The organism is uncultured Mailhella sp., assembly GCF_963931295.1.
In the GTDB taxonomy this organism is placed as follows: domain Bacteria; phylum Desulfobacterota; class Desulfovibrionia; order Desulfovibrionales; family Desulfovibrionaceae; genus Mailhella.
Genome location: NZ_OZ007001.1, coordinates 2673343 through 2686495, shown reverse-complemented (window position 1 = coordinate 2686495; position 13153 = coordinate 2673343). Strand labels below are relative to the sequence as shown.

Annotated in this window: 13 protein-coding genes and 1 riboswitch; of the genes, 4 read left to right on the top strand and 9 right to left on the bottom strand. The window is 60.5% G+C overall.

Annotated elements, in window-relative coordinates; all coding sequences use genetic code 11:
- Nucleotides 1-150 precede the first annotated feature (150 nt).
- From ABGT79_RS11335 to tyrS, 5 genes are all read right to left on the bottom strand, one after another.
- Nucleotides 151-459, bottom strand: coding sequence for a chaperone modulator CbpM (locus ABGT79_RS11335; RefSeq protein WP_294485026.1), 309 nt, complete (start codon nucleotides 457-459; stop codon nucleotides 151-153).
- Nucleotides 460-487: 28 nt separating this feature from the next.
- Nucleotides 488-1420 (bottom strand): J domain-containing protein, encoded by a 933-nt coding sequence (locus ABGT79_RS11330; RefSeq protein ID WP_346666258.1) that lies wholly within the window; start codon nucleotides 1418-1420, stop codon nucleotides 488-490.
- A 66-nt stretch (nucleotides 1421-1486) separates the two neighbouring features.
- A complete protein-coding gene (locus ABGT79_RS11325) occupies nucleotides 1487-1714 on the bottom strand; it encodes a hypothetical protein (protein WP_346666257.1) in 228 nt (75 codons plus the stop codon).
- 504 nt (nucleotides 1715-2218) lie between these two features.
- A complete protein-coding gene (locus ABGT79_RS11320; RefSeq protein WP_294485021.1) occupies nucleotides 2219-2578 on the bottom strand; it encodes a hypothetical protein in 360 nt (119 codons plus the stop codon).
- 3 nt (nucleotides 2579-2581) lie between these two features.
- Nucleotides 2582-3781, bottom strand: coding sequence for a tyrosine--tRNA ligase (gene tyrS, locus ABGT79_RS11315; RefSeq protein WP_346666256.1), 1200 nt, complete (start codon nucleotides 3779-3781; stop codon nucleotides 2582-2584).
- A 216-nt stretch (nucleotides 3782-3997) separates the two neighbouring features.
- Nucleotides 3998-4142: riboswitch (FMN riboswitch) on the top strand.
- Between the two features lie 90 nt (nucleotides 4143-4232).
- Between tyrS and ribB the strand changes: the two genes are divergently transcribed.
- Nucleotides 4233-4886: a 3,4-dihydroxy-2-butanone-4-phosphate synthase gene (gene ribB / locus ABGT79_RS11310; protein WP_346666255.1), complete on the top strand. Its 654-nt coding sequence runs from the start codon at nucleotides 4233-4235 to the stop codon at nucleotides 4884-4886.
- An 89-nt stretch (nucleotides 4887-4975) separates the two neighbouring features.
- On the opposite strand, the gene ABGT79_RS11305 is transcribed toward ribB, so the two are convergent.
- Nucleotides 4976-5974, bottom strand: coding sequence for a glycosyltransferase family 2 protein (locus tag ABGT79_RS11305; protein ID WP_294485016.1), 999 nt, complete (start codon nucleotides 5972-5974; stop codon nucleotides 4976-4978).
- Nucleotides 5975-6046: 72 nt separating this feature from the next.
- On the bottom strand, nucleotides 6047-6985 hold the full coding sequence (locus tag ABGT79_RS11300) for a LysR family transcriptional regulator (protein ID WP_346666254.1): 939 nt from the start codon (nucleotides 6983-6985) through the stop codon (nucleotides 6047-6049).
- 141 nt (nucleotides 6986-7126) lie between these two features.
- Here ABGT79_RS11300 and ABGT79_RS11295 point away from each other — a divergent pair, with 141 nt between their 5' ends.
- On the top strand, nucleotides 7127-8587 hold the full coding sequence (locus tag ABGT79_RS11295) for an SLC13 family permease (protein WP_346666253.1): 1461 nt from the start codon (nucleotides 7127-7129) through the stop codon (nucleotides 8585-8587).
- A gap of 28 nt (nucleotides 8588-8615) precedes the next feature.
- Nucleotides 8616-9446, top strand: coding sequence for an amidohydrolase family protein (locus ABGT79_RS11290; RefSeq protein WP_346666252.1), 831 nt, complete (start codon nucleotides 8616-8618; stop codon nucleotides 9444-9446).
- 331 nt (nucleotides 9447-9777) lie between these two features.
- On the opposite strand, the gene ABGT79_RS11285 is transcribed toward ABGT79_RS11290, so the two are convergent.
- Nucleotides 9778-10767 (bottom strand): diaminopimelate dehydrogenase, encoded by a 990-nt coding sequence (locus ABGT79_RS11285; RefSeq protein WP_294485008.1) that lies wholly within the window; start codon nucleotides 10765-10767, stop codon nucleotides 9778-9780.
- Nucleotides 10768-11218: 451 nt separating this feature from the next.
- On the opposite strand from ABGT79_RS11285, the gene ABGT79_RS11280 reads away from it, so the two are divergent.
- Complete coding sequence (locus ABGT79_RS11280) at nucleotides 11219-11827, top strand: methylated-DNA--[protein]-cysteine S-methyltransferase (protein ID WP_346666251.1); 609 nt, start codon at nucleotides 11219-11221, stop codon at nucleotides 11825-11827.
- A 198-nt stretch (nucleotides 11828-12025) separates the two neighbouring features.
- Here ABGT79_RS11280 and ABGT79_RS11275 read toward each other — a convergent pair whose 3' ends face one another.
- Complete coding sequence (locus tag ABGT79_RS11275) at nucleotides 12026-13150, bottom strand: M20/M25/M40 family metallo-hydrolase (RefSeq protein WP_346666250.1); 1125 nt, start codon at nucleotides 13148-13150, stop codon at nucleotides 12026-12028.
- Nucleotides 13151-13153 lie beyond the last annotated feature (3 nt).

Below are 13153 nucleotides of genomic sequence, written 5' to 3'. Positions count from 1 at the left end.
CAGGCAAGGCGAATGTTTCATCGTCCCGCCCTTTCAGGGCGCAGGCGCTCCACACTTCAGACATCAGTTCCGGCCCGGCCGGAACCGTAGATTTGCTTGAAATATCCGCTCGGGAGCGCAGCTTCCCGAACGTGTTGCGCCAGCCGGAGCCTATCGGCGTTCCAGCTCTCTGAGGCGCGTTTCCAGATTCGCAATGCGGTCCAGAAGATCCACGATGATGGTGCCTGCCACGCAGGGCATCTCGAAATCTTCGCACAGCCGCGTCAGCTTTCTGGTGCGGTAAATATCGGAACGGCGGAAGAAGACGGCATGGGTCGCCTGACCGGCAGGTTCCAGCCAGCCAAGTTCCATGAGTTCCCGGACACGTTCCACCGGCGTGCCCGTCTGTTCCAGAAATTCGGACCAGGCAACCAGCGCAGAGGCTGCGGGAGAGCACGCGGTTACAGTTTTAATCGCCATATCCCACCTCTTATATCATTCCGGCAGCTTACTTTTGTCCGGCAAGAGCCTTCCAGTGTTTCAGCTGTTCTTCAGTCAAATCTTCCGGTTTGGGCACGCTGATGGCGACGGTCACATATTCGTCGCCCCGGCCCGTGGCCGGACCAAGGCCGCGTCCGCGGATACGCAGACGGCGTCCGCTGGAACTGCCGGCGGGAATATTCATTTCCACGTCGCCGTCCAGCGTGGGCACGCGCTTTTTTGTTCCGAACACGGCTTCCCAGGGCTGCAACGTTACGTCGCAGGCAACATCCAGCCCGTCCACGCGGAACACGGGGTGCTTCGCGTAGCGCACGGTGAGATACAGATCTCCGGCAGGATTGCCGGGATTGCCCTTGCCGCGCAGACGGAGCTTGCCTCCGTCGCGTATGCCGGCGGGAATGGTTATCTGCAGATTGGTCGACGTGCCGCCGCCGGTGAGCGTCACCTGCTTGGTGCCGCCCCTGCGGGCCTCCTCAAGCGTGATGTCGATTTCGGCTTCCACATCGGAACCGCGCCGCGAGCGGCGGCTGTAGCCGCTCTGGAACGAGCCGAAGGGATCGTCGCCCTCATGCCTGCCGAAGCCGCCGCGGCCCATCTGACCGAACAGCGCTTCGAAAAAGTCGCTGTTCACGCCGCTGAAGCCGCCCTGCGCGCCGTTGAAATTGAAGTTGAAGTTCTCAAAGCCGGGGCCGCCGGTAAACTGCTGTCCGTCTTTCCAGTTCGGGCCGAGCTGGTCGTACATGCGGCGCTTTTCATCGTCCTTGAGGACCTCATAGGCCTCGTTGATGTCCTTGAACTTCTCTTCGGCGCTCTTGTCGCCGGGATTCAGGTCGGGATGATACTTGCGGGCGAGCTTCTTGTAAGCCTTGGAGATTTCATCCTTCGATGCCGAGCGCTCTACGCCCAGCAACTTGTAGTAATCCTTGTAAGCCACACCCATATCATTGTCTCCTGTGATGCATCATTTTTCCGCATCGACATTGAGATAAGCACGAGGGCCGGGCAGTCAAGGGGAATTGTGTCTTATTTCAGCAAGAAAGCCGAAAAAAGTGGACGCCGGGGATGATAAATCATCCACTCGTCCGGCAAAAATGTGCTGTTTTTTCACAGAAAGACGCCGGGGGCGGAACGCAGCTTTTTTCGCTCCGTCGAACGGGAAGAAAGCAGATTTTTGAGCTCCGCGCGGTCGGGGAAAAACGCCCGGCAGGCCGCCCGAGCGTTCGGAAATCTTCACGGACGAAGACCGCGGCGGGAACGCCGAACAAACGAAAAGCAGCGCTTCATTCTTCTCAGGCAAAGGCGTGGGGGAACGCCATGGCCGGAATATGCCGGGCAGTACTGACGCATGCGGCTGCCAAGGTTCACGCCTCGACGCGCCCGCGAGCCGGACGCCCCATTCCCCGCACCACGGCAGAAATCAGAAAAACGGACGGACTCTCCGCTCCGGGATGATGAAAAAAGACGCCCGATTCTCAAATAAAAAAGCGGCCCGGCCGCACGAAGATTCCGCACGGACGGACCGCCTGACAGGCAAAGCCGTTTCCGACCGGTCATGACGCTCGAAAAAAGCCGGAAAAACATCGGCGTTCCTTCCCCGCCTCCGTCCCGAATCCGGGAATCGAAGACGGACGAAGGAACGCCGTCATTAATTAAGGATAAAGGCACGCCCGGCGGACAGCGCGCCGCCAAGGACGCGCGACTCGACGAAGCTCCGCCTGGGCAGCGGCGGCCAGATGCATCAGCCGCTGCTCATGACCTTTCTGACCAGCACGCGCTGATTGGGGTACAGCGGCGTGTCGGGCGTGAGCAGCGTGTCTCCGCAGGCCACGATGGCGGTTCCCTGCCGCAGTCCCAGAGTATGCAGCAGAATGCCCACGTTCTTGGCCTTCACGCGGGGCACGTCCACCTGCGTCTCTTCCGGCTGGCACGTCACATGCACCACCTTGGCGGGCCAGGGCTCGCCTTCGGCCGGACGGCGGTCGGCAAGCAGCGCGGCGCGGCCTTCGGGCGTCATGAGTTCCGGGTCGCGGTACGGGCAGCGGCCGGGGCAGCGATCGTCGGCGCAGCGGCCGAAAGGTTCCGGTTTGCGATCAATCATGGCCTACTTCACCGTCAGCACGACAAAGCCCTTCTTGCCGTACTTGAGCGTATATTCGCCGGCAGGCAGCGCGCTCAGGCCGTCGGTCAGCTTTTCACCGTTCACCTTGAGAGAGCCGGCGGCAATCTTGCGCTTGGCCTCGCCGCGGGAAGGCACCAGTCCGGTGGCGGCCAGAATGGCCACGGGCGAGCAGTCGTCTTCGGCGGAATTGACGCTCCAGGTGATGGCGTCTTCAGGAATGCCGCCCTTGCCGAACACGTTGTTGAAGCCTTCGCGGGCGGCGCGGGCCGCTTCCTCGCCGTGATAGCGGGCCACGATTTCCATGGCGAGCTCTTCCTTCACCAGCTTGGGATGCAGCGTACCGGCCTGCACGCGGGCCTTCATGTCGGCGATTTCTTCCAGCGACTTCACGGAAATGAGCTCGTACCAGTTCCACATGAGGTCGTCGGAAATGGACATGGCCTTGCCGAACTGATCGGCGGGCGCTTCCATGACGCCTATGTAGTTGCCGTAGGACTTGGACATCTTGCGTTCGCCGTCCAGGCCCACCAGCAGAGGCATGGTGAGCGCGCACTGAGCTTCTATGCCGTAGTGGCCCTGAAGGGTGCGCCCCATGAGAAGGTTGAAGATCTGATCGGTGCCGCCCATTTCCACGTCGGTGCGCAGCATGACGGAGTCGTAGGCCTGCAGCAGCGGATACATGAATTCATGAATGGCGATGGGCGTGTTTTCGCGGTAGCGCTTGGCAAAGTCGTCGCGCTCCATCATGCGGGCCACGGTGCAGTTGGACATGAGGCGCAGAAAATCGGCGGGGGTGAGCTTGTCGCCCCATTCGGAGTTGAAGGCCACGGTCGTCTTTTCAGGATCGAGAATCTTGAACACCTGTTCCTTGTAGGTTTCGGCGTTCTTCTTCACTTCCTCTTCCGTGAGCGGAGGACGCATCTTGGACTTGCCGGAAGGATCGCCGATGCGGCCGGTGAAGTCGCCGATGAGGAAGGTGACGTTGTGGCCGAGTTCCTGGAACTGACGCATCTTGTGGATGACCACGGTATGCCCGAGGTGCAGGTCGGGCGCAGTGGGGTCGAAGCCGACCTTGATGTTCAAAGGCTTGTCACGGGCCAGTTTTTTGCGAAGATCCTCTTCGCTCACAAGGTCCACAATGCCGCGACGTATGATCTTCACCTGTTCGTCAATGGTCATCACTGTATTGCTCCTGCCGATAGCGGCGCTGAATGATAAAAATCCTTGCCCGTCGGAAGGGGCCGGAACACGGGCAAGCAGGCATTCTCTCAGGCTTGGGCGGCTCTGTCAACGCCGCATCCGCCCCGCGCGCCGACTCGCCCTCCCCTTCTCTTCCCGGAACGCACAAAAAAACAAGACGGCTCTTGACAGCATGCGGAAACGCATTAAAAATAAGCCCATATTTCTCAGGGCGGGGTGAAAGTCCCCACCGGCGGTGATCCGGCCTCGGTCGGAAGCCCGCGGGCAAATCTTCATGGGAAGATGCGCAGATCCGGTGAAAATCCGGAGCCGACGGTAACAGTCCGGACGAAAGAGAATGGATCCCAGGCCTCCTTGCGGAGGCACCCCCTCTCCTCTCTCCCAGCGCCTTATGCCGCCCTGATGCCGGATATTCTCCAAAAAGGAGTTTGTCATGCGTCAGCTTTCCATCCTTGAAGCCTTCGGAACTCCCCGTGAACGCGTCGAACGCGCCATAGCCTCGCTCAAAAGCGGCAACGGCGTGCTCATCGTCGATGACGAAGACCGCGAAAACGAAGGCGATCTCATCTACGCCGCCGAAACGCTCACGCCCGCGCAGATGGCCCTGCTCATCCGCGAATGCAGCGGCATCGTCTGCCTCTGCCTCACCGACGAGAAGGCCAACGCCCTTGATCTGCCCCCCATGGTGCAGCACAACACCAACAAGAACCACACGGCCTTCACCGTGACCATCGAAGCCGCAAAGGGCGTCACCACCGGCGTTTCCGCCGCCGACCGCGTCACCACGATCAAGGCCGCCATCGCTCCCGACGCCAAGCCCGAAGATCTGAACCGCCCCGGCCACGTGTTCCCCCTGCGCGCCAAGCCCAACGGAGTGCTGGAACGCCGCGGACACACCGAAGTGACCGTGGATCTGTGCCGCATGGCCGGCCTCGCGCCTGCGGGCGTGCTGTGCGAGCTCACGCTCGAAAACGGCACCATGGCCCGCCTGCCCGAAGTGGCCGACTTCGCCCGCGCCCACAACATGCCGCTCGCCACCGTTGACGACGTGGCGCAGTACCGCATGGAAATGGAAGGCAAAAACTAAATTTCCACCGACAAAAAGCCCCCGTCCGACGCACGGACGGGGGCTTTTTTTGTCTTCATCAAAGAGACTGCATCGTTTCCGACGACCGGTCAGCCTTCCTGACGCATGCGCCCTGCCGCGCCGTCCAGCGCCGCGCGCATGACCATGAAAAAACGCCCTCTGCGGGAACGGAACGTGCGCCACGAAAACGGCAGCGCCAGAAGCATGAACGGCAGCGCAAACGGATGCGCCCGCCGCAGAAGATAAAAACGCGCGCGTATGAAATTCATGTCGTCGCGAGGCGCAAGTTCCGGATCGTCGGTCACGCTCAGAAACGGCGTCAGGCCCGCGGTGGAACAGTCCATGCGCCGCACCAGAGCTCCCGGGGCCCAGTTCAGCGCGTATCCCGCCTTTCTGGCCCGAAGTCCGTATTCCACATCCTCATAAAAGCCGCTGAAGCGCTCGTCGAAAAGTCCGATGTCCTCCGCCATGGCCCGGGTGATGAGGCACGAGGCGTCGGAAACGTAGTCCAGACGGGCCGCAATCTCCTTTCTGTCGGAAAGGCCGTGACGTTCCAGCCCCTTGTCCAGCGGAATCTGATCGCCGGTCCAGCGGCTCCAGCGGCCGCCCGCCGCACATTCCAGCACGTCCGAATCCTTGACGAGCTGCGTGGAGCCCACCATGCCGATGGGCTGACTGAGTCCGTCTTCCTCCAGATGTCGCAAGAGCGCCGCCAGCGCAAACGATTCCGGACGCGCGTCGTTGCGCAGCAGCCAGAAGGCATGACAGTCCCTGTCGTAGAGAAGAAAGCGCATGCCCGCATTCATGGCGCCGCCTATGCTCTCCGGCTCTTCCCGGCGAAGCAGCACCAGCGGCGCGGCCGACGTGTCCGCGCCGTATGCCTCCACCGGTTCGGGCAGACCGTCCCGGGCGGCCAGCGCGCTCCATTCCTCAAGAATGCGGTCGGCCACCTCGTTGTCGGAACCGTTGTCGCACACCACGATACGACGGGGCAATCCGCTCTGGGCATGCACGCAGGCAAGACATTCCAGCGTATTTTTCCAGTCATTGTACGTCAGAATGATGACGCCGACTTCCGTGTGCTCCATATTCCCACCTCTTGCGCAACGGCCGAAACACTTTTCTGCAAAATATCACTATGGCCCGAGGCCGTTGATCCGTCAAGGCTGATCATTGTAACGCCGGCGAATGAAGTCCGTCACCTGCCGCTCTTCCGGACTGAGCGCCTCGTCCTCAAGGCTTATCAGATAATGGCGCGACGGCATGAGATGCATCCCCTCAACGGGAATGGCCCGGATGAGTCCGTTGGCGACGTACCAGCTGTAGGCCGACATTCTGTGCAGAAAACATCCCGCGGCCTTGTTCTGCGCCACCATCTGCATGATGTTTTCCCGGCTGTTGACGTAGGCGTAGCGCCTGATGCCCACGACGTCGTATATCTTCTTCTGAAAAAGCTGATTGCGTTTCAGCATCTGATTGGAATACGTGGCCAGGGTCAGCGAGGCGCAGTCCTCCACCGTGAGGCTCTCCTTTCCCGCCAGCGGATGACTGCTGGAAAGGAACATGTAGTATTCATCCTCCATGAGACTCTCGCAGCGAAAGCCCATGTCCCTGTACTGCGCCACCAGCTTTTCGGCCTCGCCTTCCGAAAAGGCCGTCACCCCCACATGCGCCTTGCCCTGCTGCAAAAAGGAATACAAATCGTACACCGTGGCCTCGTGAAGCACGATGTCCACCAGCGGAAACTCCGGCTTCATCTGGGAGAAGACGTGCTCCGTCAGATAGTTGCAGGCCGAGGGAATGGCCACCACAGGAACAAGCACAGGCTCGCTGCTGCCGGCATTGAGCCTTTTCCAGGAAGCCATCTTCGCCGAAAGCTCGGCCAGCAGACTCTTGCAGTCCTCGTAAATGCGCACTCCCCACGCCGTGGGAACGCAGCCTCGGTGACTGCGCACCAGAAGCTGCACGCCGAGCTCCTCTTCCAGCGCCCGAACAGCATTGGTAAGCGCAGGCTGCGTGATGTTGAGCTTCTGCGACGCCTTGTTGAACGAGTGCGATTCTACTACCTGAACAAAATATTGAAGCTGCTCGAGACGCATGAGACTCCGACGAAACGTACTATAAAAAAATTTATAACCAGCTTATAAAAAAAAGAAATTATACACAAGAGTCCGCATTCTGTATGACGGTATGGTGAAAGGAGCCGCAGGCTCCCTCAGACAACTTTCAGGAGAAACGCCATGACACAGCCTTCCGCCGTTGACAGCAGGCATATCCTGCATATCGTCATTTTCTTTCTTCTCAACTTCGGCATCGGATTTCTGCCGCCCGTCGGCATTACCCCCATGGGCATGAACATTCTCGGCGTCTTCTTCGGCATGCTCTACGGGTGGACCTTCATAGGCTTCGCCTGGCCCAGCATGATCTGTCTCGTGGCGCTCGGCTTCACCGGGTACGCCGAGCCCGGCAAGATCATCGGCAGCGCCTTCAGCAGCCCCGCCGTGCTGTTCACCATGTTCGTGCTGGCCTTCACCACCTACTGCGACAAGAGCGGCATCAACAACGTCATGGCCAAGTGGTGCCTGAGCCGCCGCGTGTTCGCCGGGCATCCGTGGATCTTCACGGCCAGCGTGCTCACGGGCACGCTCATCATCGGCTTTCTCGTGGACGGCGTTCCCGCAGCCTTCCTCATTGCCGGCATTCTCTATTCCATGTTCCACGACATCGACATGAAGCAGGGCGACGACTATCCCGCCTATCTGCTCGCAGGCGTGTACATGGCCGGCGTGCTCTCCTTTGCCTGCAAGCCCTGGGCCGGACAGAACCTCATGGGCATCAGCGCCCTTTCCGACGTGTCCGGCGGAACGGCCGTCATCAACAACATCACCCTCATCGCCATCGCCATGCCGGTGTGCATCGCCACGCTGCTGCTCTACACGCTCATCGTGCGCTTCATTTTCCGCCCGGACATCGCCCGCCTTTCCCATCTCACGCCGGAATACCTCGACCGCATCAGCTCGCAGATACGCATAGACAACAAGCAGCGCGTCGCCGCCACCGCCCTTGTCGTGTTCCTCCTCGTCATGTTTCTGCCCAACATCCTGCCCGCCGGTTCCGCCACGGCGAATTTCTTCGGCAAGTTCAACATGGTGGTGGCCATGGTGGTCATTCTCGGCGTGCTCTCCTTCCTGCGCGTGGACGGCGAACCCGTGTTCGACTTTCACGACTGCGCTTCCGGCATCAACTGGAACGTCATCTGGATGCTGGCCGCCTCCATTCCCGTTTCCTCGGCCCTGAGCAGCGACGGCGCAGGTCTGAGCAGAGTGCTCACCGACATTCTCAGCAGCTTCGTGGGCGACGGCAACATCCTCATATTCCTCGCCGGCTTCATGATCTTCATCAACATCATGACGCAGTTCACGCACAACGTCACCATCGTGCTCATCGCGGTTCCCCTCATCTGGAACCTCGGCCAGAGCACGGGCATCAATCCCTCAGGCTTCACCGTACTCATGCTTCTGGCGGCTGGCGCAGCCTACGCCACCCCGGCCGCTTCCACGGTGGGCGCCCTTTCCTTCGCCAACGGCGCATGGGTGGGCATGCGCAGAGCCTTCAAGGCCGGCATCTTCGGCTGCGTGGCGGCCATCATCTGCATGCTCTGCCTCGGCCTGCCGCTGGTCATGGTCACCGTCGGACTCTAACAACATCCTTTCATACAAGGAGCACATCATGGTTATAGATTTTCGCGTCCGCGCGCCTTTTGTCGCCTACAAGGACAGCTTCTTCACCCAGGAATGCCTCGATCACCTGAACAGCGAAAGCATGCTTCGCGTGGACGCTCCGGTTTCCCCGTCCGCCCGGCAGTATTCCATGCCTCTGCTGCTGCAGGAAGCCGACGAAGCCGGCATCGACAAGCTGGTCGTGCCGGTGCGCAAGTCCACGAACGGACGCAACGAGGATCTTGAAGAGCTTATTGCGCAGTATCCCGACAGACTTGTCGGTCTCGCGGGCCTCGACCCCCACGATATCAACGCCGCCATTGCGGAAACCGAACGCTTCGTCGTCAACGGCCGCTGCACCGGCGTCGTCATGGAGCCCGGTCAGGACAAAACGCCCTGGCTCGTCAATTCCGCCTGGGTCTTCCCCCTGTACGACTACTGCCAGGAACACGGCATTCCGCTGGTGTTCACCTTCGGCGGCATCATGACTCGCTCGCTGCGCTACTACAACCCCGAACTCATCGACGACGTCGCCGCGGCCTTCCCCCGCCTGAACATCGCCCTCATGCACGGCGGATGGCCGTATGTGTCCGAAGTCTGCCAGATCGCCCTGAACCGCCGCAACGTGTATCTCGCTCCCGACTTCTACATGCTCCGCTCCCCCGGCATGGCCGACTACGCCATGGCCGCCAACTATCTGCTGCGCGAGCGCGTCATCTTCTCCTCGGCCTACCCCATCATGCCTCTCAAGGGCGCCAGGGAAGGGTATCTGGCGCAGCTGCGCGACGAAGTGAAGCCGCTCGTCATGGGCGAAAACGCGGCGCGCTTCCTGGGCCTGTAACACCTCGTTCGCCGAAGGGCGCGGATTTTTCCCCTGAAACCTTCGCCCTCCGGCGGCATGCGTCGCGCCTTTCTGCGGCCATGCGCCCGGTTCTCCGCGCCTTCCGGGGCACACGTCCTACCTGCCTCTCCGGAACAGGCGTCGCTGCCGCATGCGCCCGCGCACTGAAAAACGCCGGGCGTGTCTCTCCTCGGCTTCGACAGGCCGGGCGCTCTTCGCACAGTCATGACGCACAAAACCGTCGGTCCAAACGGCCGACGGTTTTCCTTTTAAAGAAAAACGCCCGATGTCGCAGAGATCATCGGGCGTCGAGCTTCAAAAAGCTTTGAAACTACAGCAGGTGCGCGCGCAGATCAGCGCCGTCGCGGGGAGAAAGCAGCGCGGGCGCGATGTCGAACACGGTTCTCGCACCGGTTTCACCCTTCTGGGAAAGGCGATACGCGGCGCGGGCGTAGGCGGCCAGCACGCTGGACGTGAATTCGGGGTTGGAGCCGAGCTTCAGGGAATATTCGATGACGTGCTTGGTTTCGCCGTGCTGACCGGTGCAGCCGGTGCGGATCACGAAACCGCCGTGCGGAATGCCCTTGTGATCGCGGTCGAGCTCTTCCTGGCTGATGAAGGTCACCGTGGTGTCGTACTCGTCGAAGTAGTTGGGCATGGTCTTGATTTCATGCTCAATGGCGGCCTTGTCCGCGCCTTCGGCGGCCACGACGTAGCATTCGCGGGTGTGCTTCTGACGGGTGGTCAGCTCGGGATTGCTGCCGCTGCGCACGGCTTCCATGGCGGCGGGCACCGGCACGGTGTACTGACGGGCGTCGAGCACGCCCTTGATGCGGCGGATGGCGTCGGAATGGCCCTGGCTCACGCCGCGGCCCCAGAAGGTGTAGTCATGCCCGTCGGGCAGAATGCAGTTGGCGTACAGGCGGTTCAGGGAGAACATGCCGGGGTCCCAGCCCACGGAGATGATGCCTATGGTGCCGGCCTTGCGGGCGGCTTCGTCCACGGCGTCGAAATGGGCGGGAATGTGAGCGTGCGTGTCGAAGCTGTCCACCACGTTGAACATGGCCGCAAGCTCGGGAGTCTGCTTGGGCAGATCGGTCGCGCTGCCGCCGCAGAGAATCATGACGTCTATGCGTCCCTTCCAATCCGCCACGTCGGCGAGACGGCAGACCGGAACGCCTTCGGTAAGAATCTTGACGGTGGAAGGATCGCGGCGGGAGAACACCGCCACCAGTTCCTGATCGGGATTGGCGGCAACGGCCAGTTCAACGCCGCGGCCGAGATTGCCGTAGCCCACGATGCCGATTCTGATTTTGGACATAAAAAAAGACTCCATGATGAAGATGGTGTTGATTTTTTTGAACGATAAAAAATTGTCCCGGAAAGTCAAGAAAAAATAACATTTTTGGAAAAGTTCGTGCCAATATGATATTTTTTTGTGTCTTTCGTTACATATTTGTAAATAATCATCGAGAGTCCGGCATCGGGCAGGCGTCCGGGCTATTCTTGATGGGGCAAGAAAAGTGTTACTTTTCCGTATATTATAAGTAAAATCAGGCCACCGGGCGCTCTTTTTTCGGCAAAAAGCCGGAACAACGTCGCATCATGAAGGCGGCAGTCCACAAACGTTCCGTACAGAGAAAGACGGAGGACAATGGAACAATTCCGCGCCGCATGGGCTTGTTCCGCGCCGGGTGTCATGGCCTCTGCTGGAAGTTCCTTTCGGTCTGTGGCACAATTTGGTCATGCAACCACCTCTCAAGGAGCGTGCCATGTTCTACTCGGTGCGATATTTCTCCCCCGTCGGTCCGCTCACCGTCGTCAGCGACGAGGATCACGTCGTCGGTCTCTGGATCGACGGTCAGAAATACTTTCAAAGCACGCTGACCGTCCCGCCGGTGTCCGCCACGGACCGCCCCGTGCTCATGCAGGCCGTATCGTGGCTCGACCGATATTTTTCCGGGCAAAAGCCCTCCCCCGACGAACTGCCCCTCGCCCCGGCGGGAAGCGAATTCCGCCGCTTCATCTGGCAGGCGCTGTGCCGCATTCCCTGGGGGAGCGTGGTCACCTACGGAGAGCTCGCCGAACAGGCCGCCCGAGCCTTTCACAGGAAAACCATGTCCGCCCAGGCCGTGGGCGGCGCAGTGGGGCACAATCCCATTTCCATCATCATTCCCTGCCATCGCGTCGTGGGCAGTAACGGAAGCCTCACCGGATACGCCGGAGGCATCGACAAAAAAATCCGCCTGCTGAGGCTCGAAGGCGTGAACACGGATCTTTTCCATTCCCCTGCGCAGGCCGTTTCCCGCCGCCCCAGAACATCCCCAGCCCAGGCGGAACGCCGAGGCGCGGCAATCCGCATTTCCGGCCGCAACGCCTGAGTTCGGAAGCTCGTCGCTCCCCCGCGAAAAAATATAAATTTCCGGCAGCGCTCCCCGGCGCTTCTGCCTGCGCTTTACCCGCGTTTTCCCCGCAGCTTTCCGTCCACAGGAACAAACAACGCGCATAAGAAAAGGCCGCCCGATGTTTTGCATCGGCACGGCCTTTTCTCCTTTCAGCGAGTGAAAGAACAGGCAACGTCAGAGTTCATACCAGTCACGAATCAATTCCCGGCAGATGTTCTCCATGAACTCTATCTGAGAAACCGGACAGGTCTCGTCCACCTGATGGGCCATGGAACTTTCACCGGGACCGAAAATAACCACCGGAACCTGCGGCAGTCTGGTCCGAAGCGCGGCGGCGTCGGTAAAGAACTGCACCGTGGCCACCTCGGCCGGCTTGCCGGAAAGCTTTTCGTACAGGGCGTACACGCGCTTCATCCACGGATCTTCCGGATCCGTCCACACCGGCGGAATGTCCAGCGTCGTTTCCATGGCGATGTCCTTTCCGCAGATATCCCGAATCTCTTCCCGCATCTTTTCATGATTCATGCCGGGCACCGACCGGATATCCATGGTCAGCACGGCCGAGTCGGGCACGGAATTGCTGTTCAAGCCGGAATGCAGCGTGGAAAGCACCGACGTGCCCCTGCCCATGAACGGATGCCTTCCCTCGGCAACAAAATCCAGAAGACGATTGGCGGCCGGAAGCATTTTCGCAAGCGCGCTGTCGCCTTTCTCGGGCATGGACGCATGCGACGTGCGGCCCGACGAGGACAGGCTAAGCCACAAGGCTCCCTTGTGTCCGGCAAGAGGACGCGCTCCTGTGGGCTCTCCCACGACGACGGCCGCAATGTTCCGAAACTCCTGCTCCGGCATGTGGAACGAGCCCCGGCAGCCCCGCTCCTCTCCTCCGTAGAGATGCAGAACGAGATCCCGATCATGAATGCGGGGAGCCATGGCAAGAGCCGCGGCCAGCATGACGGCGGCGCCGCTCTTCATATCGCAGGAACCGCGACCGTACAGGCAGCCGTCGATGATCTCCCCGGAAAAGGGATCATGCTTCCACGGCTTTGTTCCGAGAGGCACCGTGTCCACATGACCGGCCAGGCACAGCGCCCCGCCCTCGCAGTCTGGATGAAGATGCGCGGAAAGACTGCATTTTCCGAGATCGGAGTCGTCGTACTTATCAAGAAAAACCGTGAATCCCGCCTGCTCCAGCCATGCCGCAATCTGTTCAAGCAGCGCATATTCGTTGCTGCCGCTCGTTATGGTGTCGCAGCCAACCATCCACCGGGCCAGGCCCGTTCCGCTGAAATCATTCATGCC

Coding starts and splice junctions, on each gene's coding strand:
- ABGT79_RS11280 (WP_346666251.1), top strand. CDS start 11,219: ATGTTCTACTCGGTGCGATATTTCTCCCCCGTCGGTCCGCTCACCGTC.
- ABGT79_RS11305 (WP_294485016.1), bottom strand. CDS start 5,974: ATGGAGCACACGGAAGTCGGCGTCATCATTCTGACGTACAATGACTGG.
- ABGT79_RS11290 (WP_346666252.1), top strand. CDS start 8,616: ATGGTTATAGATTTTCGCGTCCGCGCGCCTTTTGTCGCCTACAAGGAC.
- ABGT79_RS11285 (WP_294485008.1), bottom strand. CDS start 10,767: ATGTCCAAAATCAGAATCGGCATCGTGGGCTACGGCAATCTCGGCCGC.
- ABGT79_RS11335 (WP_294485026.1), bottom strand. CDS start 459: ATGGCGATTAAAACTGTAACCGCGTGCTCTCCCGCAGCCTCTGCGCTG.
- ABGT79_RS11275 (WP_346666250.1), bottom strand. CDS start 13,150: ATGAATGATTTCAGCGGAACGGGCCTGGCCCGGTGGATGGTTGGCTGC.
- ribB (WP_346666255.1), top strand. CDS start 4,233: ATGCGTCAGCTTTCCATCCTTGAAGCCTTCGGAACTCCCCGTGAACGC.
- ABGT79_RS11300 (WP_346666254.1), bottom strand. CDS start 6,985: ATGCGTCTCGAGCAGCTTCAATATTTTGTTCAGGTAGTAGAATCGCAC.
- ABGT79_RS11330 (WP_346666258.1), bottom strand. CDS start 1,420: ATGGGTGTGGCTTACAAGGATTACTACAAGTTGCTGGGCGTAGAGCGC.
- ABGT79_RS11320 (WP_294485021.1), bottom strand. CDS start 2,578: ATGATTGATCGCAAACCGGAACCTTTCGGCCGCTGCGCCGACGATCGC.
- ABGT79_RS11295 (WP_346666253.1), top strand. CDS start 7,127: ATGACACAGCCTTCCGCCGTTGACAGCAGGCATATCCTGCATATCGTC.